At 67.2% G+C, this 26,944-nt stretch carries 23 protein-coding genes and 1 tRNA gene; 15 read left to right on the top strand and 9 right to left on the bottom strand.

Going from position 1 to position 26,944, the window contains the following annotated elements; all coding sequences use genetic code 11:
• The 4 genes from pdxY to betT all read right to left on the bottom strand — a co-directional run bounded on the left by pdxY (nucleotide 1) and on the right by betT (nucleotide 6,101).
• Nucleotides 1–852 carry a pyridoxal kinase PdxY gene (gene pdxY / locus K8P10_RS07830; protein ID WP_224778396.1) on the bottom strand — a complete coding sequence of 284 codons (852 nt, stop codon included), beginning with the start codon at nucleotides 850–852 and terminating at the stop codon, nucleotides 1–3.
• A gap of 67 nt (nucleotides 853–919) precedes the next feature.
• Entirely contained in the window at nucleotides 920–2,482 is a 1,563-nt protein-coding gene (locus tag K8P10_RS07835; RefSeq protein ID WP_224778397.1) for a GMC family oxidoreductase, read from the bottom strand.
• 22 nt (nucleotides 2,483–2,504) lie between these two features.
• Nucleotides 2,505–3,983 carry an aldehyde dehydrogenase family protein gene (locus K8P10_RS07840; protein WP_224778398.1) on the bottom strand — a complete coding sequence of 493 codons (1,479 nt, stop codon included), beginning with the start codon at nucleotides 3,981–3,983 and terminating at the stop codon, nucleotides 2,505–2,507.
• Between the two features lie 6 nt (nucleotides 3,984–3,989).
• Nucleotides 3,990–6,101 (bottom strand): choline BCCT transporter BetT, encoded by a 2,112-nt coding sequence (betT, locus tag K8P10_RS07845; RefSeq protein WP_224778399.1) that lies wholly within the window; start codon nucleotides 6,099–6,101, stop codon nucleotides 3,990–3,992.
• Between the two features lie 151 nt (nucleotides 6,102–6,252).
• On the opposite strand from betT, the gene gluQRS reads away from it, so the two are divergent.
• Nucleotides 6,253–7,206, top strand: a complete 954-nt coding sequence (gluQRS, locus tag K8P10_RS07850; protein ID WP_224778400.1) for a tRNA glutamyl-Q(34) synthetase GluQRS — start codon at nucleotides 6,253–6,255, stop codon at nucleotides 7,204–7,206.
• Between the two features lie 8 nt (nucleotides 7,207–7,214).
• Here gluQRS and K8P10_RS07855 read toward each other — a convergent pair whose 3' ends face one another.
• Nucleotides 7,215–7,562 (bottom strand): spore germination protein GerW family protein, encoded by a 348-nt coding sequence (locus K8P10_RS07855; protein ID WP_224778401.1) that lies wholly within the window; start codon nucleotides 7,560–7,562, stop codon nucleotides 7,215–7,217.
• Between the two features lie 41 nt (nucleotides 7,563–7,603).
• Complete coding sequence (locus K8P10_RS07860; RefSeq protein WP_224778402.1) at nucleotides 7,604–8,479, bottom strand: SGNH/GDSL hydrolase family protein; 876 nt, start codon at nucleotides 8,477–8,479, stop codon at nucleotides 7,604–7,606.
• A 132-nt stretch (nucleotides 8,480–8,611) separates the two neighbouring features.
• Here K8P10_RS07860 and K8P10_RS07865 point away from each other — a divergent pair, with 132 nt between their 5' ends.
• On the top strand, nucleotides 8,612–10,423 hold the full coding sequence (locus K8P10_RS07865) for a DEAD/DEAH box helicase (RefSeq protein WP_224778403.1): 1,812 nt from the start codon (nucleotides 8,612–8,614) through the stop codon (nucleotides 10,421–10,423).
• A gap of 100 nt (nucleotides 10,424–10,523) precedes the next feature.
• Nucleotides 10,524–10,609: transfer RNA gene (locus K8P10_RS07870), tRNA-Leu, on the top strand.
• A gap of 88 nt (nucleotides 10,610–10,697) precedes the next feature.
• On the opposite strand, the gene K8P10_RS07875 is transcribed toward K8P10_RS07870, so the two are convergent.
• Nucleotides 10,698–11,363 (bottom strand): SRPBCC domain-containing protein, encoded by a 666-nt coding sequence (locus K8P10_RS07875; protein WP_224778404.1) that lies wholly within the window; start codon nucleotides 11,361–11,363, stop codon nucleotides 10,698–10,700.
• Nucleotides 11,356–11,739, bottom strand: a complete 384-nt coding sequence (locus K8P10_RS07880) for a helix-turn-helix transcriptional regulator (RefSeq protein ID WP_224778405.1) — start codon at nucleotides 11,737–11,739, stop codon at nucleotides 11,356–11,358. Before K8P10_RS07880 ends, K8P10_RS07875 begins: the two co-directional genes overlap by 8 nt.
• 132 nt (nucleotides 11,740–11,871) lie before the next feature.
• Between K8P10_RS07880 and K8P10_RS07885 the strand changes: the two genes are divergently transcribed.
• From K8P10_RS07885 to K8P10_RS07900, 4 genes are read left to right on the top strand one after another with little or no spacing between them, the layout of a single operon-like run.
• Nucleotides 11,872–12,834: a metal ABC transporter solute-binding protein, Zn/Mn family gene (locus tag K8P10_RS07885; protein WP_224778406.1), complete on the top strand. Its 963-nt coding sequence runs from the start codon at nucleotides 11,872–11,874 to the stop codon at nucleotides 12,832–12,834.
• Nucleotides 12,831–13,604, top strand: a complete 774-nt coding sequence (locus K8P10_RS07890; RefSeq protein ID WP_224778407.1) for a metal ABC transporter ATP-binding protein — start codon at nucleotides 12,831–12,833, stop codon at nucleotides 13,602–13,604. The genes K8P10_RS07885 and K8P10_RS07890 overlap by 4 nt, the downstream gene beginning before the upstream one ends.
• The gene (locus tag K8P10_RS07895; RefSeq protein WP_224778408.1) at nucleotides 13,591–14,526 is read left to right on the top strand and encodes a metal ABC transporter permease; all 936 of its coding nucleotides are present in this window, start codon (nucleotides 13,591–13,593) and stop codon (nucleotides 14,524–14,526) included. The genes K8P10_RS07890 and K8P10_RS07895 overlap by 14 nt, the downstream gene beginning before the upstream one ends.
• Nucleotides 14,523–15,425 (top strand): metal ABC transporter permease, encoded by a 903-nt coding sequence (locus tag K8P10_RS07900; RefSeq protein WP_224778409.1) that lies wholly within the window; start codon nucleotides 14,523–14,525, stop codon nucleotides 15,423–15,425. Before K8P10_RS07895 ends, K8P10_RS07900 begins: the two co-directional genes overlap by 4 nt.
• Before the next feature lie 12 nt (nucleotides 15,426–15,437).
• Here K8P10_RS07900 and K8P10_RS07905 read toward each other — a convergent pair whose 3' ends face one another.
• Complete coding sequence (locus K8P10_RS07905) at nucleotides 15,438–15,635, bottom strand: hypothetical protein (protein ID WP_208238741.1); 198 nt, start codon at nucleotides 15,633–15,635, stop codon at nucleotides 15,438–15,440.
• 349 nt (nucleotides 15,636–15,984) lie between these two features.
• Here K8P10_RS07905 and ileS point away from each other — a divergent pair, with 349 nt between their 5' ends.
• From ileS to uvrB, 8 genes are all read left to right on the top strand, one after another.
• Nucleotides 15,985–19,386, top strand: coding sequence for an isoleucine--tRNA ligase (ileS, locus tag K8P10_RS07910; RefSeq protein ID WP_224778410.1), 3,402 nt, complete (start codon nucleotides 15,985–15,987; stop codon nucleotides 19,384–19,386).
• Entirely contained in the window at nucleotides 19,383–20,753 is a 1,371-nt protein-coding gene (locus K8P10_RS07915; RefSeq protein WP_224778411.1) for a folylpolyglutamate synthase/dihydrofolate synthase family protein, read from the top strand. Before ileS ends, K8P10_RS07915 begins: the two co-directional genes overlap by 4 nt.
• Nucleotides 20,753–21,217 (top strand): DUF4233 domain-containing protein, encoded by a 465-nt coding sequence (locus K8P10_RS07920; RefSeq protein WP_224778412.1) that lies wholly within the window; start codon nucleotides 20,753–20,755, stop codon nucleotides 21,215–21,217. Before K8P10_RS07915 ends, K8P10_RS07920 begins: the two co-directional genes overlap by 1 nt.
• Nucleotides 21,218–21,255: 38 nt before the next feature.
• Entirely contained in the window at nucleotides 21,256–21,684 is a 429-nt protein-coding gene (gene ndk / locus K8P10_RS07925) for a nucleoside-diphosphate kinase (protein WP_224778413.1), read from the top strand.
• Nucleotides 21,685–21,775: 91 nt separating this feature from the next.
• Nucleotides 21,776–22,978: a winged helix-turn-helix domain-containing protein gene (locus K8P10_RS07930; RefSeq protein WP_224778414.1), complete on the top strand. Its 1,203-nt coding sequence runs from the start codon at nucleotides 21,776–21,778 to the stop codon at nucleotides 22,976–22,978.
• Nucleotides 22,979–23,169: 191 nt separating this feature from the next.
• The gene (locus tag K8P10_RS07935; RefSeq protein WP_224778415.1) at nucleotides 23,170–23,517 is read left to right on the top strand and encodes a YciI family protein; all 348 of its coding nucleotides are present in this window, start codon (nucleotides 23,170–23,172) and stop codon (nucleotides 23,515–23,517) included.
• Nucleotides 23,518–23,520: 3 nt separating this feature from the next.
• Nucleotides 23,521–24,846 carry an RNA polymerase sigma factor gene (locus K8P10_RS07940; RefSeq protein ID WP_224778416.1) on the top strand — a complete coding sequence of 442 codons (1,326 nt, stop codon included), beginning with the start codon at nucleotides 23,521–23,523 and terminating at the stop codon, nucleotides 24,844–24,846.
• A 10-nt stretch (nucleotides 24,847–24,856) separates the two neighbouring features.
• On the top strand, nucleotides 24,857–26,941 hold the full coding sequence (gene uvrB, locus K8P10_RS07945) for an excinuclease ABC subunit UvrB (RefSeq protein WP_224778417.1): 2,085 nt from the start codon (nucleotides 24,857–24,859) through the stop codon (nucleotides 26,939–26,941).
• Nucleotides 26,942–26,944: the final 3 nt, after the last annotated feature.

Below are 26,944 nucleotides of genomic sequence, written 5' to 3' on the forward strand. Positions count from 1 at the left end.
TTACTGAACGCGACGGACGTCGAACTGCATCGCCGGGTGCGCGTAGTGTTCCTGAGCCTCGACCAGCTGGAGCTCTCGCGCTCCCGACTGCAGCGTGGTCTCGAGCAAACCGTACACGCTCGAGGTCGTGCGTGCGAGCGCGTCGGCGACATCTCCCGTCCGACGGAAGTGTGCGGCGAACAGCGCCGCGGTCACGTCGCCTGAGCCGTTCGCCTTGAACGGAAGGTGGGGGGTCTGCACGATCCACGCCTCACTTCCGGTAACCGCCAGCATCTCGATGGTCCCTTCCGGTCGGTCGGGACGCTCGACGCTCGTCACGAGTACCGTGCTCGGTCCGAGATCGCGCACGAGCTCGACCGACGCGAGCACGTCGTCGAGCGTCTCAGGCGCGGTCCCCGTGAGGAAGCCGAGCTCGAACTGGTTCGGCGTGATGACGTCGGCTTTCGGGACGACCCGATCCCTGATGAGATCCTGCACCTCCGGCGCGACGAAGCAGCCCGAAGTCGCGTTGCCGAGGACCGGATCGCAGCTGTAGAGCGCATCGGGACTGTTGCGTTTCACCCGCTCGACGGCGTCGAGGATCGCGTCGCCGATGTCATCGCCACCCTGGTAACCGGAGATGACGGCGTCCACGCCCTCGAGCCCTCCGCGCTCCTCGATGCCTGAGACGATATCGCGCACATCGTCACCCGTGAGCATGGGCCCTTTCCACGAGCCGTAGCCCGTGTGATTGGAGAAACAGACGGTGTAGACGGGCATGACCTCGACACCGATGCGCTGCAGCGGGAAGACCGCGGCGGAGTTACCGACATGACCGTACGCGACCGATGACTGGATGGAGAGGATCTTCATGCACCGATCCTCTCACCGGTCCAGAGCGTGGTCCACTCGCGCTCGTTCGGAGTGGACCACGCTCGAATCAATTCCCCTTGCGGATGAGGTCGGCGCACTTCTCGCCGATCATCATCACCGTGATGTTCGGATTCACCGTCACGATCTCCGGCATGACCGAGGCGTCAGCGACCCGGAGGCCCGTGACCCCCTTCACGCGCAGCTGCGGATCGAGCGGCGCCTCGGGGTCACCTGCGGCGCCCATGCGCACCGTGCCCACCGGGTGGTAGACGGTGTTGTGGGTCGTCCGCACGTACTCGGCCAGCTGCTCATCGGTCTGTGCGTCGGCGCCGGGCGCGAGCTCGGTGCCCGCCCACTCCGACATCGCGGGCTGAGCCATGATCTCTCTCGCCGTTCGGATGCCGGCGATCATGACCCGCATGTCGTGCCCGTCAGGGTCCGTGAAGTAGCGCGGATCGACGCGCGGCTTATCGCGGAAGTCTCGGGAGCGCAGCCGTACGGTGCCCTTCGAGCGGGCGTGCGTCACGTTCGGCGTCAGGCAGATCATCTCGTCCGCCGTCGGATAACCCGCACGGTACGTGTGCATATCGAAGGGCACGGAGCCGTAGTGCATCATGAGGTCGGGCCGGTCGAGTCCCTCTTCCGTGTTCGCGAAGATCCCGATCTCCCACCACTGCGTCGACTCGCGCACCATCCGCTGCTTCGACTCCCACTGGACGACGCCCTCGGGGTGGTCCTGCAGGTTCGAGCCGACACCGGGGGCGTCGACGCGCACGTCGATTCCGTGTTCCTCGAGATGCTCGCGCGGGCCGATACCCGAGAGCATGAGCAGCTGCGGCGTATTGATGGCGCCGGCCGAGAGGATCACCTCGCGATTCGCCGCGATCCGCGAAGCCCGGCCGAACGCGTTGTCGACCACGTGCACTCCGGTGCAGGCACCTGAGTCGTCGAACTCGAGCTCGCGCACCCACGCATCGGTGATGATGGTGAGATTCTTCCGATCAGCAATCGGATGCAGGTACGAGACCGAAGACGAGGAGCGGGTGCCGTCGTCCTTCCGGTTCACCTGGAAGAAGTTCGCGCCGCGGACGACCGTCTGCCCGGTGTTGAACTGCGTCCGGGGGATCCCAGCCTCCTCGCACGCCTCGAGCAGCGCGACCCCACAGGGGTCGGCGGGAGGAACGTTCATCAACCGCACCGGGCCCTCGTGACCGTGCAGCGGCCCGTCGTCATCGTTGTTCTCGAGCCGGGTGTAGAGCGGGAAGGTGCGCTCCGACTCCCATCCCTCTGCGCCATACTTCTCCGCCCATTCGTCGAGGTCCTCCGCGGGGGCCCAGAAGGCGATGCAGGAGTTGTGGGAGGAGCAGCCACCGAGCACCTTGGCGCGCGCGTGACGCATGAACGAGTTCCCGTTCTCCTGCGGCTCGATGGGGTAGTCCCAGTCGAAGCCAGATTCGAGCAGCTCCATCCAGCGGTCGAGCTGCAGCACCACGTTGTGGTCGGCGTCGTTCGGACCCGCCTCGAGCAGGCCGACCGAGACCTCTGGATCCTCGCTGAGTCGTGCGGCCACGGCGGCGCCTGCCGAGCCGCCTCCGACAATGACGTAGTCAAACGTATGCGCGGTGTTCACGATGCTTCGCTCCTTCGGTGAGTCAGTTCGTGTGCTCGGGGAACCAGCCCGAGACAGCGGGGGAGAGGTTCTGGTAGATGTGCTTCGGCTCCTGGTACTCGGCGAGTCCGGTCGGTCCGAGCTCGCGCCCAAACCCCGACTGGCCGAATCCGCCCCACTCGGCCTGAGGCAGGTAGGGGTGGAAGTCGTTGATCCAAATCGTCCCGTGCCTCAGGCGCCTGGCGATGCGCTGCACCCGACCGGCGTCCTGCGACCAGACAGCGCCCGCCAGACCGTAGATGGTGTCGTTGGCGGTGGCCACCGCCTCATCCTCCGTCGTGAAGGTCTCCACCGTCACCACGGGTCCGAACGCCTCATCGGTGACGACTGACATGCCCCGCTCGACACGATCGAGCACGGTCGGCAGATAGTAGACGCCGGATTCGAGGTCGCCCTCGCCCCATTTGCCACCGCACCGCAGACGCGCGCCCTCGGCGATGCCGGCCTCGACATACGCGGTGACCTTGTCTCGATGGGCGGCAGAGATCAGGGGGCCGGTCTCCGCGTCCTCGTCGAACGGTCCGCCGAGCCGGATCGCCTCAGCGCGACGCACCAGGGCGTCGGTGAATCGCTCGGCGATGGACTCTTCGACGATGAGGCGCGCACCTGCCGAGCAGACCTGGCCGGAGTGGACGAACGCCGCATTGAGCGCGTTGTCGACCGCTGCGTCGAAGTCAGCGTCGGCGAACACGACGTTGGGGTTCTTGCCACCGAGTTCCAGCGCCACCTTCTTGACCGTCGCCGCGGCGTTCGCCGCGATGATGCGGCCAGTGACGAGGCCACCGGTGAAGGACACCATGTCGACATCCGGGTCCGTCGACAGCGGCGTCCCGCAATCGGCGCCAGCACCCAGGACGAGGTTCGCAACTCCGGCGGGAAGACCGAGGTCATCGAGCAGACGCATCGTGAGGATCGCCGTGTGGGGCGTCAGCTCCGCCGGCTTGAGCACGAAGCTGTTACCGGCGGCGAGTGCCGGAGCGATCTTCCATGCCGCCTGCAGCAGCGGGTAATTCCATGGAGTGATCAGCGTGCAGACGCCCACGGGCTCGTAGACGATCTGCGAGACCACGTTCGGGTCATTCGCATCGACCATGCGGCCTGCGTCCTGCCCGGCGAGCTTGCCGAAGTAGTCGAAGCAGGCGGCGATGTCGTCCATGTCGATGCGGGACTCGACGATGCGCTTCCCGGTGTCGAGCGACTCAGCTCTGGCGAACTCCTCCTTCCGGTCGCGCAGTCCGGCGGCGACGCGGAGGAGGAAGTCGCCGCGCTGGGGTGCGGGTACCTCCGACCATACGCCGGAGTCGAAGGAGCGGCGAGCCGCCTGGATCGCCGCGACCGAGTCGCGGTCGTCGGCCTCGTCGACCGTGGCGACGAACGCGCCATCGGCTGGGCAGTGGATGTCGCGAGTGCCTCCGCCGATGGCCGAGGTCCACTTGCCATCGATAAACAGGGTGTCTGGCATGTCCGTCTACTCCTTCGAACTGGTCTGGTCGGTGTCAGGCAGTGTGAAATCATCCTGCCAGTCGGTGATGATCGGTTCATCCTCGCCCGTCGAAGCATCGACCACTCCGTCTGATATGCGCAGGTACTCGAGATGGGACTCGAAGTGCCCGATAACGTCGGCGATGAGACGGTCGGAGCTGTACCCGTACACGTCGTAACCGTGGGAGCCCGAGGCCGAGAACACCTCGAGCCGGTAGTAGTGCTCCTCGCCGCGCTTCCGAGCCGGGGCGAAGGTCGGGGTCTCGTGCGCAACCGGGTAGATCTGGTAGCTGAACGACTGGTGGTCGTCGAGCCTCGCGCTGATGAGCAGCGAATCTACGTCGGGGACGGGGCATTCGCCGCGCTCGACCAGGCAGTCCACACCGGCCTGCTCGAGTTCGGACCTGACCTCCTCCAGCGCAGGTTCCGCTATGCCGTTCAAGTACTGCGAGACCTGCGCCGCTGACGGGTACACCGTCGACTGCCGCAGGCGCTTCCGCCAGTTGGACTCGGCGTGACCGAAGCGAATAGGCATGGTCGCGGTGTACCCCTCGCGATGCTGTGACTCGTTCCGCAGGGCACGGAACATCGAGATCATGACCAGGTACAGGAGGAGTGAGACTGGGAGACCAATGACCACGGTTGCCGCCTGGAGGGTCGGCACGCCGCCGACGAGCAGCATCGCGAGCGTGAGGAGGCCCGTGGCGAGCGCCCAGAAGATGCGCAGGCTCTTCGCCGCATCCTGCTTCGGATCGTCGATCTTCGACGACAGGTTCGCGAGCACCAGCGCACCGGAGTCGGCCGACGTGACATAGAACAGCAGGCCGGTCAGGAGCGCAACGGCGATGACCACCGGCGCGCCGGGGTACTGCTGCAGCAGGTCGAAGAACGCTTGCTCCGGAACGGATACCGCAGTCTCGGCGAACTCGCGGTCGCCTCCGACGACGAGTTCGAGAGCGGAGTTCCCCAGGATCGAGATGAAGATCGCGATGAATGCGAAGGGAATGACGAGTACGCCGACGACGAACTGGCGCAGACTCCGGCCCCGCGAGATGCGTGCCAGGAACAGTCCGACGAACGGCGCCCAGGCAACCCACCAGGCCCAGAAGAAGAGCGTCCACGCCTGCATCCAGTCGTCGGGCCGGTCCCAGGCGTAGGTATCGAGCACCATGCTCGGGAAGCGTGAGATGAAGTCGCCGACGTTCATGACGAAGCCGTCGAACAGTCGACGGGTTTCGCCCGTGATGAGGATCCAGAGCAGCAGCAGCACCGCGAGAACGACGTTCGCCTCAGAGAGGCGCCGAATGCCCTTCTCGACGCCCGAGACCGTCGAGATCGTCGCCATCGCTACCGCCAGCACGATGAGCGCGATCTGCATCGCCACTCCGTTCGGCGTGCCGATGAGGACGTGGAGGCCGTACGCGAGCTGGACCACGCCGATACCCAGGGTCACCGAGATACCGAAAACAGTGCCGAGAACCGCCAGAATGTCGACCGAATGGCCCGCCCACCCGTCAAGACGTTTCCCGAACAGGGGCGTCAGCAGCGAGCGGATGTTCAGCGGGAGATTCCGCCGATAGGCGAAGTAGGCGAACGCGCCACCCATCAGCGCATACATCGCCCACCCGACGGGCCCGTAGTGGAAGAGCGTCCAGACGATGGCCTGGCGCGCCGCCTCGACCGTCTCGGCTTCGCCCGCGGGCGGGCCGGTGTACTGCGCAACCGGCTCGGCGACCGCGAAGAACATGAGGTCGATACCGATGCCTGCGGCGAACAGCATCGAGGCCCAGGTGAAGAGATTGAACTGCGGCTTCGAGTGATCGGGGCCGAGCTTCGTCTTCCCCGACGAGGAGAAGGCGAGGAAGAGCGTGAAGGCCACCACCACGCCAGCAGTCAAGATGAAGTACCACCCGAAGGTCGTAGACGCCCAGACCACGGCGTTCCCGATGACCGCGCCGGCCTGATCCGGTGCGAGCATCGCCCAGAGGGCGATGGCGATGATCGCGGTGCCAGAGCCGATGAGGACGGGCCAGCGGATGCGAGCCTCCGCGGTCGGTACTGACCCGGTTGTGCCGTGCTGGGCAGAGATGCTTTCCATATTGGGCATAGTGCCTTCCCACCGCCCGGATCGGATCAGGGCAGCTGTGCCGATGCTGCAAAGAACATAACAGAGTCCGCGCAGGCGCCCGGCGACCTTCGCGGAACCGTTGCCGATCGGTGACCGGCCTCGATCGCAGTAGCCTGGACGAATGGACAACAGCGGAAGCCTGCGGGGCGCTGGGAGATACGCCCCCACCCCCTCGGGCGACCTGCACCTCGGAAATCTCCGTACGGCGCTGCTCGCCTGGTTGTTCGCACGCACCTCGGGCCGGGCGTTTCTCATGCGCATCGAAGATCTCGATCGCGCCAGGGACGCGGGAAGCGCGGAGCAGCAGCTCGCCGATCTCTCGGCGATCGGCATCGACTGGGTTGGCGAAGCCATGAGGCAGTCCGCCCAGGCGGAGGCGCACGCCGCGGCCATCGAGCGCTTGCGCGCGAGCGGCCTCGTCTACGAGTGCACCTGTACCCGACGCGAGATCCAGGCCGCGCCGTCCGCCCCGCACGGGGCTCCCGGCGCATACCCCGGCACCTGCAGGGAACTGAGCGACGCCGAACGGCGGGCCGCCCGCCAACGCATCGCCCCGCGTCATCCTGCGCTGCGGCTCCGCGCTCCGGAGGAGTATCTGCGCGGCGGAGTCGCATTCCACGACAGAGTGCTCGGCGAACGTCGCGGGGACGTGGACGATCTGGTGCTGCAGCGCGGCGACGGCACGGTCGCCTACAACCTCGCCGTCGTGGTCGATGACGCGGCGTCCGGCGTCGATCAAGTGGTGCGCGGCGACGACCTCGCCCCGTCCACGCCGCGTCAGGTGATGCTGCAGCGTCTCCTCGGGCTCCCCACGCCCGAATACGCGCATGTGCCTCTGGTGCTCGGGCCGACGGGTGCCCGTCTTGCGAAACGCGACGGCGCGGTCACGCTGCGCGATCTCTCCGCCTCAGGCATCGGACCAGAGGACGTGCTGGCACTCCTCGCACGCTCGGTCGGGCTGGCACGGTCCGGTGAGCGACCGAGCGCATCCGCGCTGCTCGAGCGGTTCGATCCGGCAGTGCTCTCGAGTGCGCCGTGGACGTTCAGTCCAGACGCACTCGAGAGCGACGGCTGAGGCTCGGGTCAGCGCTTGCCGCGCAGGCCGCGCAGGATGCGGCCGACTGCTCGACCGGTCACCCAGACGAAGGGGATGCCGACGGCGAGGAGGGCGATCGTGTTCGGCTCGAAGCGGGTCCGCCCGTCGCGCGTGACGTACGCGCCGACCGGAACGGAAGCGCCGCCACCGCCGCCTCCGGCGCCTTCGCCCTTGCCCGAGTCGTTCCCTGCGTCGCCTTCACCGCCTCCGAAGCCGTACCAGGTTGCTGCCACCGGCACGATGGTCGTGCCGTCGACATCGACGGGATCTCCGTAAGCGGAGGAGACTCCGACGGTGGACACGGTGTCTGCGATTTGCTGCGTGAGATTGGCCATGCCCTCAGCATACGGGCTCACCCGGAGCAGGGATAGGCGGGCTACGACTCCTGCGGCTCGGCCCCGACGGAGTTGCGTGCGACATCCGATGCAGGTTCGGCGCTCCCGTGGCGAGCGCCGCGAAGGCTCGTCGCGTCAGGACGCTTCGGCTCGATCCCGTCGCCCGACGACTGGTGCCGGATTCGGCGCAGCACCCACGGGACGAGGTGCTCCCTGGCCCAGACGATGTCGCCGCGACGCGCTTGCCGCCAGGTGAGGCTCGGCAGGGGAGGAGGATCCTGCGGCACCAGGTCGTGCGGCACATTCAGCGCGTCGAGCGCTGCCCGGGCAATGGTGTGGTGGCCGAGCGCGTTGAGGTGCAGCCGATCACCCGACCAGTAGCGCGCGTCCTGGAGCTCTTCAAGCGCCCACTGATCGACTACCACGCAGTCGTGGCGCCTGGCGATGCGCCTGATGTTCTCGTTGTAGATCGCCACCTTTCCCCTGATAGAGCGGAACACCGGCTGAAAGGCCACGTCCACACCCGTGAACAGCATGACTGTCGCACCGCCGGAGCGCAGGCGCTCGACGGCGCGCTCCAATTCGGCGGCGACCTCGTCGGGGTCCGTATTCGGGCGGATGACGTCGTTCCCGCCGGCACAGATGCTGATGAGGTCGGGGCGCAGCTCGAGCGCCGCATCGATCTGCTCGTTCGCGATCTGCCGGATCAGCTTGCCGCGGACCGCGAGGTTCGCGTACGCGAAATCTTCGTTGTGCTGCGCCATCACCTCGGCGAAGCGATCGGCCCACCCGCGGAGACCTCCCGGGCTGTCGGCCTCGGGGTCGCCCACCCCCTCGGTGAAGGAGTCTCCGAGGGCGACGAACCGGCTCCAGGGGAGGTCGATCGGATCCGGCACCGATACTTGCGAGTCGTCCATTGCGTTCCTCTCGGTCGCCTCGTTCGGGGAGGCGACGTGGTCCTTCCGGCCCTCAGGCAACGCTCGTCGATGATCACTCGCTGTGGAGACGCTGTCCATGCGCACCGGTCATTACCGGTATTCTAGAACGTTGTGACAGACGCGGAACTCGAACTCCATCTCCCGGGGACGAGTGCCGCCGAACATCTGCCTCCCGCCTATCCCGAGCGCGCCGCCAGGGGCACGGCGGGCAACCTCCGCGCCTGGCAGGAGGAGGCGATCCGGCGGTACCTCGATACCGAGCCCCGGGACTTCCTCGCATCCGCGACGCCGGGGGCAGGCAAGACGACATTTGCCCTGAGGCTCGCGGCGATCCTCCGGGCGAACCGGACGATCGAGCAGATCATCGTGGTCGCCCCGACGGAGCACCTGAAGACCCAGTGGGCGGATGCTGCCTCGCGCGCGGGCATCAGGTTGAACCCCGACTACTCGAACAGCGGCGGACTGAACTACGGTGCCCACTTCCACGGGGTGGCAGTGACCTACGCGCAGGTCGCGATGAAGCCCGTCCTGCACCGGCTCCTCACGGAGGCTACCGACACCCTCGTGATTCTCGACGAGGTGCATCACGGCGGCGACGCGCTGAGCTGGGGGGACGCCATCCGCGAGGCGTACGGCACCGCGAAGCGGCGTCTCTCACTTACCGGAACACCGTTCAGGTCCGACGACGCCCCGATCCCGTTCGTCGAATACGCACCCCAGGGCGACGGCTCGCGCGTGTCGGTGACCGACTACGACTACGGATACGGGCGCGCCCTCGCAGACGGCATCGTCCGCCCCGTCATCTTTATGGTCTACGCCGGCAAGATGCGCTGGCAGACGTCGGCCGGCGAGGAGATGGAGGCGAGCCTCGGGGAGGGCAACACCAAGGACATCACCTCTCAAGCGTGGCGGACGGCGCTCGACCCGAACGGTGACTGGATCGCGAAGGTGCTGCAAGCGGCCGACCGACGACTGAGCGAGGTGCGGCACCAAATTCCGGACGCCGGGGGACTGGTCATCGCCACCGACCATGCTTCGGCGAAGTCCTACGCCGCCCAGCTGCAGGCGATCACCGGTGAGGAGGTCGCCCTCATCCTCTCCGATGACGCCGGTGCGAGCGAGCGGATCGACGAGTTCTCAGCGGGAAGCTCGCGGTGGATGGTCGCCGTGCGCATGGTGTCGGAAGGGGTCGACGTGCCTCGACTCGCCGTGGGCGTGTACGCCACGAGCTCGTCGACGCCGCTCTTCTTCGCGCAGGCGATCGGTCGCTTCGTACGCTCCCGGCGTCGCGGAGAGGTCGCTTCGGTCTTCATTCCCAACGTCCCGGCGCTCATGCTCCTCGCCGCTGAGCTCGAGAAGGAGCGCGGTCACGTGCTCGAGGGGCCGAAGAGCGCAGAAGAGATGTGGGACGCGGAGGCCGCTCTCATGGCGGAGGCTGAACGAGAAGATCGGGCCTCGTCCGAACTCGAGGAGGAGGGGCACACCTATCAGGCGCTCGGATCTGACGCCCACTTCGACCGCGCCGTCTTCGACGGGGCCGAGTTCGGAGGGTACGCCGAGGTCGACACCGAGGAAGAGCTCGACTTCCTCGGGTTCCCCGGCCTGCTGGAGCCGCAGGAGGTCAAGGCACTTCTGCAGCAGCGCCAGGCGAAGCAGGCACGACGCAGTGCGGCTAGGCAGGGGATCGTCGAGCACGCCCCCGAACGGTCCGAGGCTCCCCAGGCGCTGCATCGTACGCTGGGCGAGCAGCGGAAGCTTCTGAACAGTCTGGTCGGCATGTGGTCGCGCGCCTCAGGAGAGCCTCACGGCGCGGTGCACACCGAGTTGCGACGCGTCTGCGGGGGCCCGGCCGTCGCCCAGGCATCCGTGACCCAGCTGCAGAAGCGCATCGAACTGTTGCGACGCCGCTTGGGCCAGCACTGACGGCACGCCCGGCCGACGCGGCGGAACTGCGCGGATTCGATCCGCACCAGGATCCGTGCTAAGTTATTCTCTGTTCGGCCGATGAGGTTCCGGATCATTCGCGCGGGTGGCGGAATAGGCAGACGCGCTAGCTTGAGGTGCTAGTGCCCGTATTAGGGCGTGGGGGTTCAAGTCCCCCCTCGCGCACGCGAATGAAGCAAGCCCCTGATCAGAGACAGAGTTCTCGAGATCAGGGGCTTGTTGCATGCTGGGCGCGGGCTGCGGATCGGCCAGGCTAGGCGCCCGACACCTGACCCGCGTAGAACCCGTAGGTGGCATCGGCGGCCGCCTGCGCCGCCACGGGATCCGCGCCCGCAGCCACGTGTGCCGCACCCCAGCGGTCTGCTGCTCCGCGATAGAAGGCACGCCCCTCGTCCGTCGTCGCCCAGGCAGCGGCCTCGTCGGGGGCGAGTACCCCTTCCACGGCGCCGACATGGAGGGAGAGCCCCAGCAGGCCGCCGTCCCAACCGACACCGGTCGCGCCGGGCCCGAAGGTCTCCCACATACCGTCGGGGAAGTCCGCGACGCGTGCGATGTGCTCGAGCTCGAACCGAGTCTCCTCAGCCCCCTCTGCCGCGAGGCGAACATTCACCCACGAGACGCCGCCCCCGAACTCCCAGGTGATCGCGTATGCGGCGACACCGCCCGACGGAGTCGTGCACGAGATGACCTCACCGCCGGCGTTACCCTGGAGCTGATAGCGGCCTCCCACCGACAGGTCCCCGCTCACTGGGAGGAACCAGCGCGCGATGCGCTCCGCAGTCGTCGTCGCCTCCCAGAGGTCCTCGATTCCAGTGGGGTACGTCTGTGCGATCGTCTGCACGCGCACGGGCGCACCGTCGACCTCTTCAGCGCGAACGGTGCGCGTGACGGCGGCGATCTGAGCGGGGACGTCAACCATGGTGTTTCCTCTCTTCAGGGGTATCGTCGCAATCAGTGCGACGGGTCTGTGTGCGTCGCTGCCGCTTGCCGCGCGCGACTTCGGTGTCGAGCGCGGCAAGCGGACCCCGCCAGAATCGCTCGAAGGGCGAGAGCCACTCGCTCGCCTCCGTGAACCCTGCAGGCGCAACCGCGTAGCGGCGATGAGTGCCGACAGGTCGGACCGCGGCGAAACCGTGCTCGCGGAGGACGCGCAGGTGCTGCGAGACCGCCGGTTGACTGATCCCGAACTCCTCGGCGATCCGCGTCGCGATTTCGCCCGCGGTGCGTTCACCCGTACCCAGCAGCTCGAGGATGCGCCGTCTGACCGGATCACCGAGAACATCGAACGCGTGCATAGAGCCATATTTTCAGTCGAACTTATATTAGTCAACGCTTATATTTCAGGACTCGCGCCGGTAAGCGACGGGCACTAGACTTTATGTTCGACGCACCAAACATTTGAATTCGTCTCATCTCATGGAGGAACAGTGACCGCAATCCGTTCGATCCGCCTCGGTTTGGCCGCCACGGCGATCACGGCCGTCGTCCCTCTCGCCGCCGGGTGCGCGGCGAGTGAGCTGTCCGCATCAGGTGACACCCCGATAGAGGTCTATGCGACGACCGGATACTTGGCCGACGCGGTGACGAACATCGCACCGGATGCGCGAGTGACCACGATGGTGGGGCCGGGTGGCGATCCGCACACCTATCAGCCATCGACGCAGGACATCACGGCCATGCAGGAGGCCGACCTTGTGGTGTGGAACGGGCTGCATCTCGAGGCCCAAATGATCGATCAGCTCGAGAGTCTCGGCGATCGTCAGCTCGCGGCGGGGGAGGAAGTCCCGCGAGCTCTGCTGCTGTCCTGGCCGGAAACCGACGATGCTGGCAACGCACTCTTCGACCCGCACGTCTGGAACAGCCCTGAGGCCTGGAAAGTCGTCGTCACCGCGGTCGCCGACAAGCTCGCGGTGATCGACCCGGACGGGGCCGACACCTACGCGGCTCACGCGGACGGATATCTCGCAGAGATCGACGCGGCAGCTGCCGAAGCGGCCACGCTTCTCTCCGCCGTCCCCGAGCCCAGGATGCTCGTTACGGGACACGACGCCTTCAACTACTTCGGCGAGGAGTATGAACTCGAGGTGCACGCCACCGACTTCGTCTCCACCGACGCCGTGATGAGCGCAGAGGAGATCAGCGAACTGGGCGCGCTCATCGCCCGACACCGGGTCCCCGTCATCTTCCAGGACAATCAGGCGAATCCGCAAGCGATCACGAGTCTCCGCGAAGCGGTGCAGGCACGAGGGTGGGAGGTGGCGATCTCGGAGGAGGAGCTCTACGCCGATTCGCTCGGCTCGGAACCGGGTGTCGACACCTATCTCGGCGCGTTCAGCCACAACGCTCGCGCCGTGGCCGAGGCGCTCGGCGCGAGCGAGGTAACATCGTGACGTCGCTCCCAGCGTGCCGAGCCGAACGCCTGAGCGTCGCCTACCGCTCGGAACCGGTGCTCCGCAACGTCGACTTCGAGGTACCACTCGGCGTGGTCATGGGCATCGTGGGCCCGAACGGTGCCGGAAAATCGACGCTCATCAAGGCGATGCTCGGGTTGGTCTCACCGCTCACCGGGCGATCGGAGTTCTTCGGCGCGCCGCTGCGCCGCGTCAGACAGCGCGTCGGATACATGCCTCAGGCAACGTCGGTCGACTGGGACTTTCCGACGACCGTGCTTGATGTCGCGACCATGGGAACGTACGGTCGCCTCGGGTGGATCCGGCGCCCGGGAGCCGCGGAGCGGGCGCAGGCGCATGCCGCGCTCGAGCAGACGGGCATCGCCGATCTCGCCGCGCGACAGATCGGGGAGCTCTCGGGCGGGCAGCGCCAGCGGGTGTTCCTGGCCAGGGCGCTCGCGCAGGATCCCGATCTGTTCTTCATGGACGAGCCCTTCCAGGGCGTCGACGCGAAGAGCCAAGGAGCGATCGTACGCGTGCTGCACCGGCTCCGCGAGGCGGGGAAGACCGTGGTCATCGTTCACCATGACCTCGCAACCGTCAGGGAGTACTGCGACCACGTCACACTGCTGAACGGCCGGGTGATCGCCTCGGGTCCAGCCGATCTCGCCTTCACGACCGAGAACATCCGCGCGGCGTACGACCTCGGCGCCGACGGAGCGCTTTCGGCGGAAGCGGGCGACCCGGAGCGGCGCCATGACCCCCGCTGAGTTCTTCGCCGACCACACCTTCCGCATGGTCTTCCTCGGAACGACCGTGATCGGTCTCGTCGCCGGCGCTCTCGGCGCCTTCGCCTACCTGCGCAAGCAGTCGTTGATCAGCGATGTGATCTCGCATGCGGCACTGCCCGGGACGTTGCTAGCGTTCCTCGCCGGCGTGGTCATTTTCGGTATCGATGGGCGCAACATGATTGCACTGATCGTGGGGGCTGTGCTGGTCGGCACCGCGGCCGTGCTCATGGCGAACGGTGTTGCGCGTCGATCCAAGATCCGCATCGACACTGCCATGGCCATCGCGCTCACCACGACATTCGGCGCGGGCATGCTGCTGCTCCGGGTGATCGCGAACGGCACGTTCCCGGGGAAGGGCGGCATCCAGGACTACCTCTTTGGGAATGCCTCGGTCATCACTGTGGCGGATCTCGTCACCAGTATCACGATCGGCTCCATCGCGATCGGTCTCATGCTGGTGTTCTGGAAGGAGTTCGCAATCGGCACGTTCGATCCCGGCCACGCGGCAGCGCTCGGGTTCCGCGAGCGCACGGTCGACGCACTGCTCTTCACGACCATCGTCATCGCGACGGTGATCGGTGTCAAAGCGGTCGGACTGGTGCTGATGGTGGCGTTCGTCGTGACCCCACCGGCTGCGGCGCGCCAGTGGACGCGCACTCTCGGCGCCACCGTCGCGCTTTCGGGAGCCTTCGGCGCTATCGGCAGCGGGGTCGGCGCCTACCTGTCGATCCAGTGGGGCGGCGTCCCGACGGGACCGCTCATCGTGCTGACGCTGTTCGCCATCCTGCTCATCTCACTGCTCGCTGCGCCACGACGCAGCCTCATCGCTCGCGGCGTCGCGCGTCGGCGAGCCCGAGAGGCGCTCCGACGCGAACTACTCGCCGAGGGGAGTACCAGATGAGTTTCCTCGTCGGCACGATCCTCCTCGCGGTGGTCACGGCCGTCGCCTGCGCGCTCCCCGGCGTCTTCGTCGTCCTGCGTCGGAACTCGATGCTCGTCGACGCGATCAGTCACGCCGTGCTCCCCGGCATCGTCGTGGGGTACTTCTTCACCCGCTCGTTCGACTCGCCGCTCCTCATCATCGGGGCGGCGCTCGCGGGACTCCTCGTGGTGCTCGGAAGCGAGTGGCTGACGCGCACGGGCCTCATCACGGGTGATGCGCCGCAAGGCCTGATCTTCCCGGCCCTGTTCAGCGTGGGCGTGATCCTCGTGACCACGAACTTCGCGAACATCCACCTCGATGTGCACGCCGTGCTCGTCGGAGATCTGAACCTGGCGGCGTTCACGCCGATCGTGATCAACGGCGTCTCGGTGGGGCCCGCCTACCTCTACATCATGCTTGCCGTACTGGCGGTCAACATCGCGTTCATCGCCTGCTGCTACCCGCGGCTGAAGCTGACCACTTTCGACCCCGAGTTCGCGGCGGCAATCGGAGTGCCACGCGGGCGGCTCGGCATCGCGTTCATGTTCCTCGTGTCCCTCACGGTGACAGCGGCGTTCAACGCAGCCGGAGCAATCCTCGTCGTCGCACTCGTCGTCATCCCCGCCGCCACCGCGTACCTCATCAGCATCCGACTGTCGGCGATGCTCTGGCTGACCGTCGTATTCGCGGCCGGAGGAGCCCTCGCAGGGTTCTGGATCGCCTACGTCACGAACACCGCGACGAGCGCGGGCATGGCTGTCCTCTACGGGCTACTCTTCGCGATCGTCTTCGCCGTAACACGAATTGCGAGAGGCGCGCAGCGACGCCGGGTGCGGGCCGCCGCGCGCCTCGAGCCATCCTCCCCGCAGGGGAGCTGACCGGCCGGCGAATCAGTGATCGCGAAGATCGTCCTTCAGCTCGTTCCGCTTCTGCACCGAATCGCGCTCGGCCTCGGCACGCTTGACCTCGGCCTCGGCGCGAGCCTCGTCGGCCTTGTCCTGCAGCTTGTCCACGCCGTCTTCGACCGCGCGTCCGACCTTCTTCGCAGCGGCGCTCGCCGTTTCCTTGGCGTCGTCGATGAATCCCACAGTGCACGTCCTCTCGTCATTTAACAGCGGGTGATGCTTACTGTAGCGCGCGCGAACGACCGTCCGGGTGAGGGTCTGCTGAGACCCGTGGCGTCGCTGGGATCCGGGGTGCAGCGGCGTGTAGAATCGTGGGCAGCGACGATGATCCACAATCAATGGGGAGTCCCCGGAAGAACAGTGTCCGCCTCGGCGGGTGCTCAGTAGAACCGGGCGGGTAGGGCCCGTCATCGCCCGAATGAGGGGCCGCCGGTTTCGGCGGCAAGCGGGGTGGTACCGCGGGGCCTGCAACCGTGCAGGGCTCGTCCCGGCGATCCGATGAGCACGCAGAACGATCAGGATCAGGACCTCCATGGCGTACCCCCAGCAGCAGACCCCCGCTTCGCAGAACTCCCCGGCAGAGTCGGGAGCCGCGTTCGGCGTCACCGCCTCACCCCGGCTTCCCGAGATCGAGCAGCAGGTGCTCGGCTTCTGGCAGGAGGATGACACCTTTCGCGAGTCCATTCGACGCCGGGAGGGTGCCGAGGAGTGGGTGTTCAACGACGGGCCGCCGTTCGCCAACGGCCTTCCGCACTACGGACACCTCCTCACGGGCTACGCGAAGGACGTGTTTCCCCGCTTCCAGACGATGCGGGGCAAGAGGGTCGAGCGTCGGTTCGGCTGGGACACTCACGGGCTCCCAGCCGAGCTCGAGGCGATGAAGCAGCTCGGTATCACTGAGAAGAGCGAGATCGAAGCGATGGGGGTCGCGGCGTTCAACGCGAAGGCACGCGAATCCGTGCTTCAGTACACGAAGGAGTGGGAGGAGTACGTCACCCGCCAGGCGCGGTGGGTGGACTTCGACCACGACTACAAGACGCTCGACCTCAGCTACATGGAGAGCGTGATCTGGGCGTTCAAGCGGCTCTACGACCAGGGCCTCGCCTACGAGGGGCAGCGGATCCTGCCCTACTGCTGGCGCGATGAGACGCCGCTGTCCAACCACGAACTGCGCATGGACGACGACGTGTACCAGATGCGTCAGGATCCCTCGGTGACGGTGACATTCCCGCTCATCGGCGCCCGCGCAGGGGAGCTCGGCCTCACGGACGTGCGCGCGCTCGCGTGGACGACCACGCCCTGGACCCTCCCGACGAACGCCGCACTCGCGGTCGGACCCGAGATCTCGTACGCCGTGCTCCCCGCCGGCCCGAACGGCGCCGCCGACGGCGGCGGTGCCGGTGAGACGCGTTACCTGCTCGCTGCCGACCTCCTCGCCGGTTACGCGAAGGACCTGGGCTACGAATCCCCGGAGGACGCGCAGGCCGCCGTCGCATCGACCGTACCGGGAGCCGAACTCGCTGACGTCGAGTACACCCGCCTCTTCGATTATTTCGCCGACGCGGAGACGTGGGGGACCGAACGGTACTGGCGGATCCTGGTCGACGACTACGTCTCCACCACCGACGGCACCGGCATCGTCCACCAGTCACCGGCCTACGGCGAGGACGACCATCGCATCACAACGGCGGCCGGCATGCCGACGATCCTCAGCGTCGATGACGGCGGACGGTTCATCGCGGCCGTCTCGGACGTCGCGGGTGAGCTCTGGATGGACGCGAACCTGCCGCTCATCCGTCTGCTGCGCGGATCGCAGCGGATCCTCCGTGAGCAGAGCTACGTGCACTCGTACCCGCACTGCTGGCGCTGCAGGAACCCCCTCATCTACCGCGCCGTCTCGAGCTGGTTCGTGCGCGTCACGGACATCAAGGAGCGGATGCTCGAGACCAACGAGCAGATCACCTGGGTGCCCGAGAACGTCAAGCACGGCCAGTTCGGCAAGTGGCTCGAGGGTGCGCGCGACTGGTCGATCAGCCGGAACCGCTACTGGGGCAGCCCGATTCCCGTGTGGAAGAGCGACGACCCCGAGTACCCGCGCATCGATGTCTACGGATCCGTCGACGAGCTGGAGCGCGACTTCGGGGTGCTGCCCCGGAACGCCGACGGCGAGGTCGATCTCCACCGCCCGTACATCGACGATCTCACCCGCCCGAACCCCGACGACCCGACCGGCCGATCCACGATGCGACGCATCGAGGACGTGCTCGACGTCTGGTTCGACTCCGGTTCGATGCCGTTCGCCCAGGTGCACTACCCGTTCGAGAACCAGGACTGGTTCGAGACGCACCAGCCGGCTGACTTCATCGTCGAGTACATCGGCCAGACGCGCGGCTGGTTCTACGTGCAGCACGTCCTCGCGACCGCGCTGTTCGATCGCCCTGCCTTCACGAATGTGATCAGCCACGGAATCGTGCTCGGGTCCGACGGCAACAAAATGTCGAAGTCGCTGCAGAACTACCCCGATGTCAACGAGGTCTTCGACCGCGATGGCTCGGATGCGATGCGCTGGTTCCTCATGGCCTCGCCGGTCGTGCGAGGCGGCAATCTCGTCGTCACGGAGGAGGGGATCCGCGAGGGCGTCAGGCAGTTCCTGCTCCCGCTCTGGAACACGTGGTACTTCTTCAGCCTCTATGCGAACGCAGACGGATACACCGCACGCTGGCGCACCGACTCGGAAGATCCGCTCGACCGCTACATCCTCGCGAAGACCGGGGCCCTGGTCAGCGAGGTCGAGGGTCACCTGGACGGCCTGGACACCACCTCGGCGGCCGAGGCGCTGCGCGCCTACGCCGAAGTGCTGACCAACTGGTACGTGCGACGATCCCGCGATCGCTTCTGGGAGGGAACGACCGGAGTGAACGGCCGCCCCGCGAACGCCGACGCGTTCGACACGCTCTATACGGTGCTCGAAACGGTCTCCCGGGTCGCGGCTCCGCTCGCACCCCTGACAACGGAAGCGCTCTGGCGCGGCCTCACGGGCGAACGGTCGGTGCACCTCACCGATTGGCCGGACGCCGGTGCATTCCCCGCGGACGATGTACTCGTCGGCGCCATGGATGAGGTCCGTCAAGTCACCTCGCAAGCCCTCGCCCTGCGCAAAGCGCGCCGCCTGCGGGTGCGTCTCCCGCTCGCAGAGCTCACGGTCGTGACGGCGCAGCCCGCAGCACTCGAACCGTTCGCGGCGATGCTCCAGGACGAGCTCAACGTGAAGCACGTCCGGTTCGTCCAGCAGACCGAGACGAGCGCCGCGGAGCACGGCATCGTGCACACGCTCGCGGTCAACGCCCGAGCGGCGGGCCCCCGCCTTGGCAAGCAGGTGCAGGTCGCGATCAAGGGCGCGAAGTCCGGCGACTGGTCCGAGCAGGACGGCGTCGTCACGGCGGGCGGCATCGCACTCGAGCCGCACGAGTACGAGCTCACGCTCCAAACCGCTGACCGCGCCGACGAGGGAGCCGCGCTCGCCCTCCTGCCGGGGGGCGGGTTCCTCCTCCTCGACACCGAGACAACCCCCGAACTCGCAGCCGAAGGCGTGGCGCGCGACGCCATACGCGCGGTGCAGGAGGCCCGCAAGAACGCGGGCCTCGACGTCACCGATCGCATCGTGCTGGCCCTGCACGCGGCTCCGGAACACGTCCCGGCGCTCGAGACCCACTCCGACTTGATCTCTGCGGAAACGCTCGCCGTCGCGTTCACCGTCAGCTCCAGCGATGATGTCGCGGCAGTGGCTGCAGCGCAGCTCGAAGGCAGGGAGCCGAGCGCTCGCGTCTCCCGCAGCAGCGCAGACGCGCTGGGCGCCGCGAAGGCTCCGCTCGCGATCACCATCGAAGCTGCGGGCGCACGCCCCAGCAGTCACGCAGAGGAGGCAGGCGCATGAGCCCGCTCGAGATCGACGACCGCCCGCACGCCGACCCCGCACGCCGCGTCTACGAGGAGCTGCTGCAGCGCGTGGGAGAGGCGAACCCGAGACCCCGGATCGAACCGGTCCGCCGCCTCGCCGAACTCGCCGGTTCTCCGCAGCTGTCGTACCCGGTGATCCAGATCGCGGGCACGAACGGCAAGACCTCGACGAGTCGCGCGGTCGAGTCACTCCTCCGTGCGCACGGACTGCGCACCGGCCTCTTCACGAGCCCGCACCTCGTCGACTTCACCGAGCGGTTCCAGATCGACGGCGAACCGGTGAGCGGCAGCGCCCTCGCCGAAGCCTGGGGTGAACTCCGGTTGCCGCTCGAGGTCGTCGACCGTGAGCTCTCCGCGGCCGGCCTGGGACCGATCACCTTCTTCGAAGCGCTCGCGGTGCTCGCATACGCGGTCTTCTCCGACGCACCGGTCGAGGTTGCCGTGATCGAGGTCGGCATGGGCGGCGAGTGGGACGCGACGAACATCGCCGATGCGACGGTAGCGGTCTTCACTCCCGTGGGGCTCGACCACACCGATGTCCTGGGGCCAGACATCGAGACGATCGCCAGAACCAAATCGGGCATCGTGAAAGCCGGCAGCGCCGTCGTGTCCGCCGAACAGGACCAGGCGGCGCTCCCCGCGATCCTGGATGCGGCCGAGGCAGTCGGCGCCCGCGCCCGCGTGGCCGGGCGTGACTTCGCTCTGCTGGAGGACCGGCTCGCCGTGGGCGGTCGGCAGATCCAGGTCAGAGGCACCACAGGACACGAATACGACCCGGCATTCGTGCCGCTCTTCGGCCACCACCAGGCCGAGAACCTCGCTCTCGCCATGGCGGCCGTCGAGATCTTCCTCGGCGGAGAGCGGCCGATCCCCGAGGAAGTGCTCGACGAGGGTCTCGGCCAGCTGACCTCGCCCGGTCGGTTCCAACTCATCGGCAGCGACCCGGTCGTCTACGTCGATGCGGCGCACAACCCGCACGGGGCGGCTGCATTCGTGCGCACCGTCGAGGAGTCGTTCCAGTTTGACGAGATCGCCCTCGTCGTCGGCGTGCTCGGGGAGAAGGACGCGGGCGGCGTGCTCGCCGCGCTCGCACCCGTCGCGCACGAAGTCTTCGTGACCGCCGTCGACTCGCCGCGCACGCTGGATGCCGCCGCGCTCAAGCGTCTCGCAGAGGAGGCGATCCCCGGTACGCCGATCCACGTCGCCACCGGACTGCCTGACGCACTCGATCGGGCTCGGGCCTGGGCAGGGGGAGCCGAGGGGCGCGCCGTGTTCGTCGTCGGCTCGGTGCTCCTGGCCGGCGAGGCCATCGCCCATGCCGGCGCCGAAGGGTGGAACGTCTGATGTCCGCCGAGGAGCCCGATCTCGAGCTGTCGCCCTCCGAGCGCATGGCACACAATTCGGCGATGCGGATCTCGGGTGCGGCGCGCGGTCGTCACCGCACCCAGCACGCTCTCGCCTCGATCGTGCTCGGGTTCGAGCTCATCATCGTCGTCCTCATCGGGCTCGCGATGTTCGGTCTCAGCGTGCTCGAGCCTCGCGAACTCGGCCTGTACATCGGGGGCGGGCTCGCGATCCTCATCATCGTTGGTCTGGCGCTCATGCGCCGGCCGCGCGCCGGTATCATCGTCGGGTGGATCGTGCACGCGCTGATGCTGCTGACCGCGTTCATCCTGCCGATGGCGCTCATCGTCGGCGTGCTCTTCACGGCGCTCTGGGTGTACTGCATGGTCAGAGGCGCCCGGATCGATCGCGACCGTGCCGCGTGGATGGCGCAGTTCGAAGCGAGCGCAGCCGACGGCGACTAGGATGGAACACGTATCTGACACCTGCAGAAGGAGCGCAATTGTCCGCTGACGCGACGACCGAAGAGACCCTCATCCTCGTGAAGCCCGACGGGGTCGAGCGCGGCCTCACCGGCGAGATCCTTCGCCGCATCGAGGCGAAGGGGTACCGGCTCGTCGACGTGCGACTGGTGCACGCCGACCGGGAGCTCCTCGCGGCGCACTACGCCGAGCACGAGGGCAAGCCCTTCTACGAACCGCTCGTCGAGTTCATGATGTCGGGGCCGACGGTCGCGGTGCGCGCCGCCGGTCACCGGGTGATCGAGGGGTTCCGCTCGCTCGCCGGCACCACGGATCCGACGACCGCTGCACCCGGGACCATTCGCGGAGATCTCGGCCGCGACTGGGGTCTCAAGGTCCAGCAGAACCTCGTGCACGGTTCGGACTCGCCTGAGTCGGCGGCCCGCGAGCTGGGTCTCTGGTTCGCCTGAGCTCAATGATCTCTCGCGGGGGAGCGGGTGCCTGATCATCTGATCCGGCACCCGCTCCCGCTGTGTCTGGGGTGACCGCTACCGTAGATCCATGCCTGCACAGACTCGCGCATCGCTGAGTGCCGCCGAAGCTCGTCGCGTCGCCTTGGCGGCGCAGGGGTTCACGAATGCACCTCGACTGCGACAGCGTCGTCCATTCGATCCGGCGCTCGAGCGCCTGCACGTTCTGCAGATCGATTCCGTCAACGTCTTTGCGCGCAGCCACCATTTGCCGGTCTTCTCCCGGCACGGCGAGTACGCACCCTCAGCGCTGGACGCCCACCTGTGGGAGAGCGGACGATTCACCGAGTACTGGGCGCACGAGGCCGCCTTCATTCCCGTCGAGGATCGACCGCTCTTCGGCTGGCGCATGGATGAGTACCGCGAACGGCATCGGCGAACCGGACGGGCCCACGAACTGGGTGCCGACCTCGAGCGCGTGCGCGCTCAGCTCCGGGCGGAGGGCCCCCAGTTCGTGGGCGAGCTCGAAGACGGCCCTTCGGGCACCCGTGGCCCCTGGTGGGACTGGAGCCATACGAAACGCGCGGTGGAGATGCTGTTCGCGACCGGTGAGGTCGCCGTCGCGGGCAGACGCTCCTTCCAGCGCCGATACGCGCTCGCAGAACACGTGCTGCCCCAGCGCGCGCTGGTGGCCCTCCCGCGGGAGGAGGCGCAGCGACGACTCGTGGAACGTGCAGCACAGTCGCTCGGTATCGGCACGCTCGCCGATCTGGCGGACTATCACCGCCTCAAGAGCACCGACGCAAGAGTCGCGGTGCGCGCGTTGGAAGCGGAGGGAATCCTGATCCCCGTGTCCGTGCGGGGATGGCGCAACGGTCGCGGCGACCCGGAACCCGCATGGATGCATCGCGAGGCCAGGACACCAGGCCGCCTCGCTCCCGATGCCCTGCTCACGCCCTTCGATCCGGTCGTCTGGTTCCGACCGCGCGCCGAGCGGATGTTCGATTTCCACTACCGCATCGAAATCTACACGCCGAAGGAGCAGCGGGTGTACGGCTACTATTGCTTGCCGCTCATGGTCGCCGGGCGGCTGGCGGGACGCATCGATCTGAAGGCCGACCGGCAGAACCGAGAGCTCCTGGTGCAGGCTGCGTGGCAGGAGCCCGGCGCGCCGGCCCGCACCCCCGAAACCGCGGCAGCCCTGCTGATGAGTGCTGCCCATTGGCAGGGTCTCGAACGGGTGCGCTGGACGGGAGCGGGGAACCTCCCGCTCCCCGGCGTCATCGTCGCGTGAGCTCCCGATCGACCTCTTCGGGCACGACGCATCGCGCGTCTGCGGTTGCCGGGCCCGTGCTGCGAGCGAACTTTTTTCGCGGCCCTGTCGATCTCGTCGAGTCCCGTGCGTCATGATGGTGTCGGGCCACTCGGTTCGACATCACACCCCTCTCGGCGACGCAGCCGGAGCGGAAGATGCGAGGAGGAATCATGAAGTACGCGCTCATGCTCATGGGCCACGTCAACGATCCGGCGTGCGGCGAGGAGGGCGGGGCGAGTCCCGAAGAGTTCTTCGCCTTCGACCAGGAGATCACTGCCGCCGGGGTCGTGGTGTCGTCATTCGCACTTGAGGATCCGGATCAGACGGTGATTGTCAGGAGCGACGATCAGGGGGACCGCATGGTCACGTCTGGTCCGTTCGCCGAGGTGCAGGAGTTCGTCGGCGGGGGATACATCATCGATGTCCCGAACGTCGATGAAGCCATCGCCTGGGCGCGCAAGAGCCCCGCTTCGGCGCCGGGCGGGCACGTCGAAATTCGCCCCCTCGCCCCGTACTGAGTCGTGGATCTTCTGAGCGGCCCGTCGGCGTCGGCGCATCAGGCCGCCCGGCGGGCCGTCAGGGGGATCGACCGCGACGGCCGCGTCCGCATCCTCGCCGCCGTCGCACACCGTGTCGGCGACCTCGACCTGGCGGAAGACGCAACGCAGGAGGCGCTCCTCCAAGCGTTGAGAACGTGGCCGGAGACCGGAGTGCCCAGGTCGCCGTTGGCGTGGCTCACGACGACGGCGAAGCGGAAAGCGCTCGACGTGGTGCGACGAGAGCAGGTCCTGGCGCGCAAGCTCGTGCGGCACGGGCGCGCATCCGAACGCGACCCGGCTCCCGCCGGGCTGGATGACCCCGCTGAGCAGCATCCGCCCGACGGGCTCGACGACGACCGTCTCGGTCTCTTCTTCGCCTGCGCGCACCCGGTACTGAAGCTCGAAGACCGATTGGCGCTCACCCTCCGTTTCGTCGCGGGACTCGACTCTGTCGCCGTCGCCCACGCGCTGCTCTTTCCGCTGCCCACCCTGCAGCAGCGTCTGGTCCGCGCCAAGCGCCGCATTCGCACGCTCGGCGTGCCCTTCACAGCCCCTGCACGGGAGCACCTCGCCGAGCGGCTCACCGATGTGCAGCGCGTCATCTATCTGCTCTACTCCGAGGGTTTCGCGCGTTCGACGGGAGACGTGCACACCCGAGACGACCTCACCACAGAAGCGATCCGGCTGACACGGGTGCTCCACGAGCTCGTGCCGGCAACTGCAGAAGTCATGGGAATGCTCGGCCTCCTCCTGCTCACCGAGGCGCGCCGACCGTCACGGATCGACCCGTCGGGGGCGCCGATCCCTCTCGCCGCCCAGGATCGAACCAGATGGGACCAGCGGCTCATCTCCGAGGGCATATCGCTCACCGAGGCAGCCGCGTCATCGCCGCAGGCTGCCGGATACACGATCCAGGCTGCCATCGCCGCGGTGCACGCCGAGGCCACGCACTTCGACGCGACCGACTGGGCGCAGATCGCGGTGCTCTATCGGCTCCTGGAGGCGCACGAACCAGGCCCGGTCGTCCGGTTGGGCCGCGCTGTGGCCCTCGGCAAGGCGCACGGACCGAAAGCAGGGATCCGCCACCTCGACGCACTTGCCGGGGATCCCGTGCTCGACCGGCTCCGTGCCTTCCACATCGCCCGCGCGGTGACCCTCGAGGCGCTCAAGGACGGTCCCGGCGCTGCCGAGGCCTATCGCCTGGCGCTCTCGGTGCCGGGTAACACCGCCGAGGACAACTATCTCACTGCCGCCCTTGCGGGCGTGGAGGCGCCTGCCGGGGATCCGGATGTCAGACCCCCGGAGTAGGCTCGTTCCTATGGAACCGACCCGCAGCGTCCGCCCCTTCGAAGTGGTGTCAGAGTACGAGCCCAGCGGCGATCAGCCCGCCGCCATCGAGGAGCTCGCGAAGCGCATCAACGCCGGTGAAACCGACATCGTCCTCCTCGGTGCCACCGGTACGGGCAAGTCCGCCACCACCGCATGGCTCATCGAGGCCATCCAGCGCCCCACCCTCATCCTCGCGCACAACAAGACCCTGGCGGCCCAGCTCGCGAGCGAGTTCCGGCAGCTCATGCCGAACAACGCCGTTGAGTACTTCGTCAGCTACTACGACTACTACCAGCCGGAAGCCTACGTGCCGCAGACGGACACCTTCATCGAGAAAGACTCCTCGGTCAACGCCGAAGTCGAGCGACTGCGCCACTCGACGACGAACTCGCTGCTGAGCCGGCGCGATGTCGTCGTGGTCTCAACCGTCTCCTGCATCTACGGCCTCGGCAAACCCGAGGAGTACTACGAGGCGATGGTGCCGCTCATCGTCGGCGACCGGATCGACCGAGACGTGCTCCTCAGGCGGTTCGTCGACATGCAGTACCAGCGGAACGATATCGAATTCGTTCGCGGCAACTTCCGCGTGCGCGGGGACACCGTCGAGATCATCCCGATGTACGAGGAACTCGCGATCCGCATCGAATTCTTCGGCGACGAGATCGAGTCCCTCTACTACCTCCACCCCCTGACCGGTGAGGCGATCAAGCAGGTCGACACGGTTTCGGTGTTCCCCGGATCGCACTACGTGGCCAGTCGGCAGGTGATGAATCGTGCCATGGGCAGCATCGGCGAAGAGCTCGATCAGCGACTCGCCGAGCTGAAACAGCAGAACAAGCTCGTCGAAGAGCAGCGCCTGCGCATGCGCACCACATTCGACCTCGAAATGATGGAGCAGATCGGCTTCTGCTCCGGCATCGAGAACTACTCCCGCCACATCGACGGCCGGGCGCCGGGGGAGGCCCCGCACTGCCTGCTCGACTACTTCCCCGACGACTTCGTCGTCGTCATCGACGAGTCCCACGCCACTGTTCCGCAGATCGGGGCGATGTTCGAGGGCGATGCTTCGCGCAAGCGCACCCTCGTCGACCACGGATTCCGCCTTCCCAGCGCGCTCGACAACCGCCCCCTCAAATTCGGCGAGTTCAAGGACCGCGTCGGGCAGACCGTCTACCTTTCGGCGACACCGGGTTCGTACGAACTCGAGCGCGCAGACGGAGTCGTCGAGCAGATCATCCGCCCGACGGGTCTCATCGACCCCGAAATCGTCGTCAAGCCCAGCAAGGGGCAGATCGACGACCTCCTCGAAGAGGTCAGAGCGCGTGCCGAGCGCGACGAACGCGTCCTCGTCACCACGCTCACGAAGAAGATGGCCGAGCAGCTCACCACCTTCATGGAGGAAGCCGGGGTCCGCGTACGCTACCTGCACTCCGACGTCGACACCCTCAAGCGCGTTGAACTTCTCACCGAACTTCGCGCAGGCGTCTACGACGTCCTCATCGGCATCAACCTGCTGCGCGAGGGCCTCGACCTGCCCGAGGTCTCACTCGTCTCGATCCTCGACGCCGACAAGGAAGGCTTCCTGCGCTCCTCCACGTCGCTCATCCAGACGATCGGACGAGCCGCCCGCAACGTCTCCGGCCAGGTCCACATGTACGCCGACACCGTCACCCGATCCATGCAGGCGGCGATCGACGAGACCAACCGTCGACGCGAGATCCAGATCGCGTACAACACGGAGCACGGCATCGACCCCACACCGCTGCGCAAAAAGATCGGTGACATCACCGAAATGCTCGCGCGCGAGGCCGCCGACACGGACGAAGTACTCGGATCGCGTACCAAGTCCGGTCAGAAGGGTTCCACGCAGCGCGCCAAGGGCAAGGCCTCACAACGCAGCGGAGCCATTGCAGAAGAAGGGGCCGCCCAGCTCGAAGAACTCGTCGCGGACCTCACTCAGCAGATGCTCGCCGCCTCCGAGGAGCTCAAATTCGAGCTCGCCGCACGCCTGCGCGACGAGGTCGCCGACCTCAAGCGCGAACTGCGCAGCATGGACGCCGCCGGCCATCGGTAGCCA

The sequence above is a fragment of the Leucobacter sp. Psy1 genome (genome assembly GCF_020096995.1).
Taxonomy (GTDB): Bacteria; Actinomycetota; Actinomycetes; order Actinomycetales; family Microbacteriaceae; genus Leucobacter.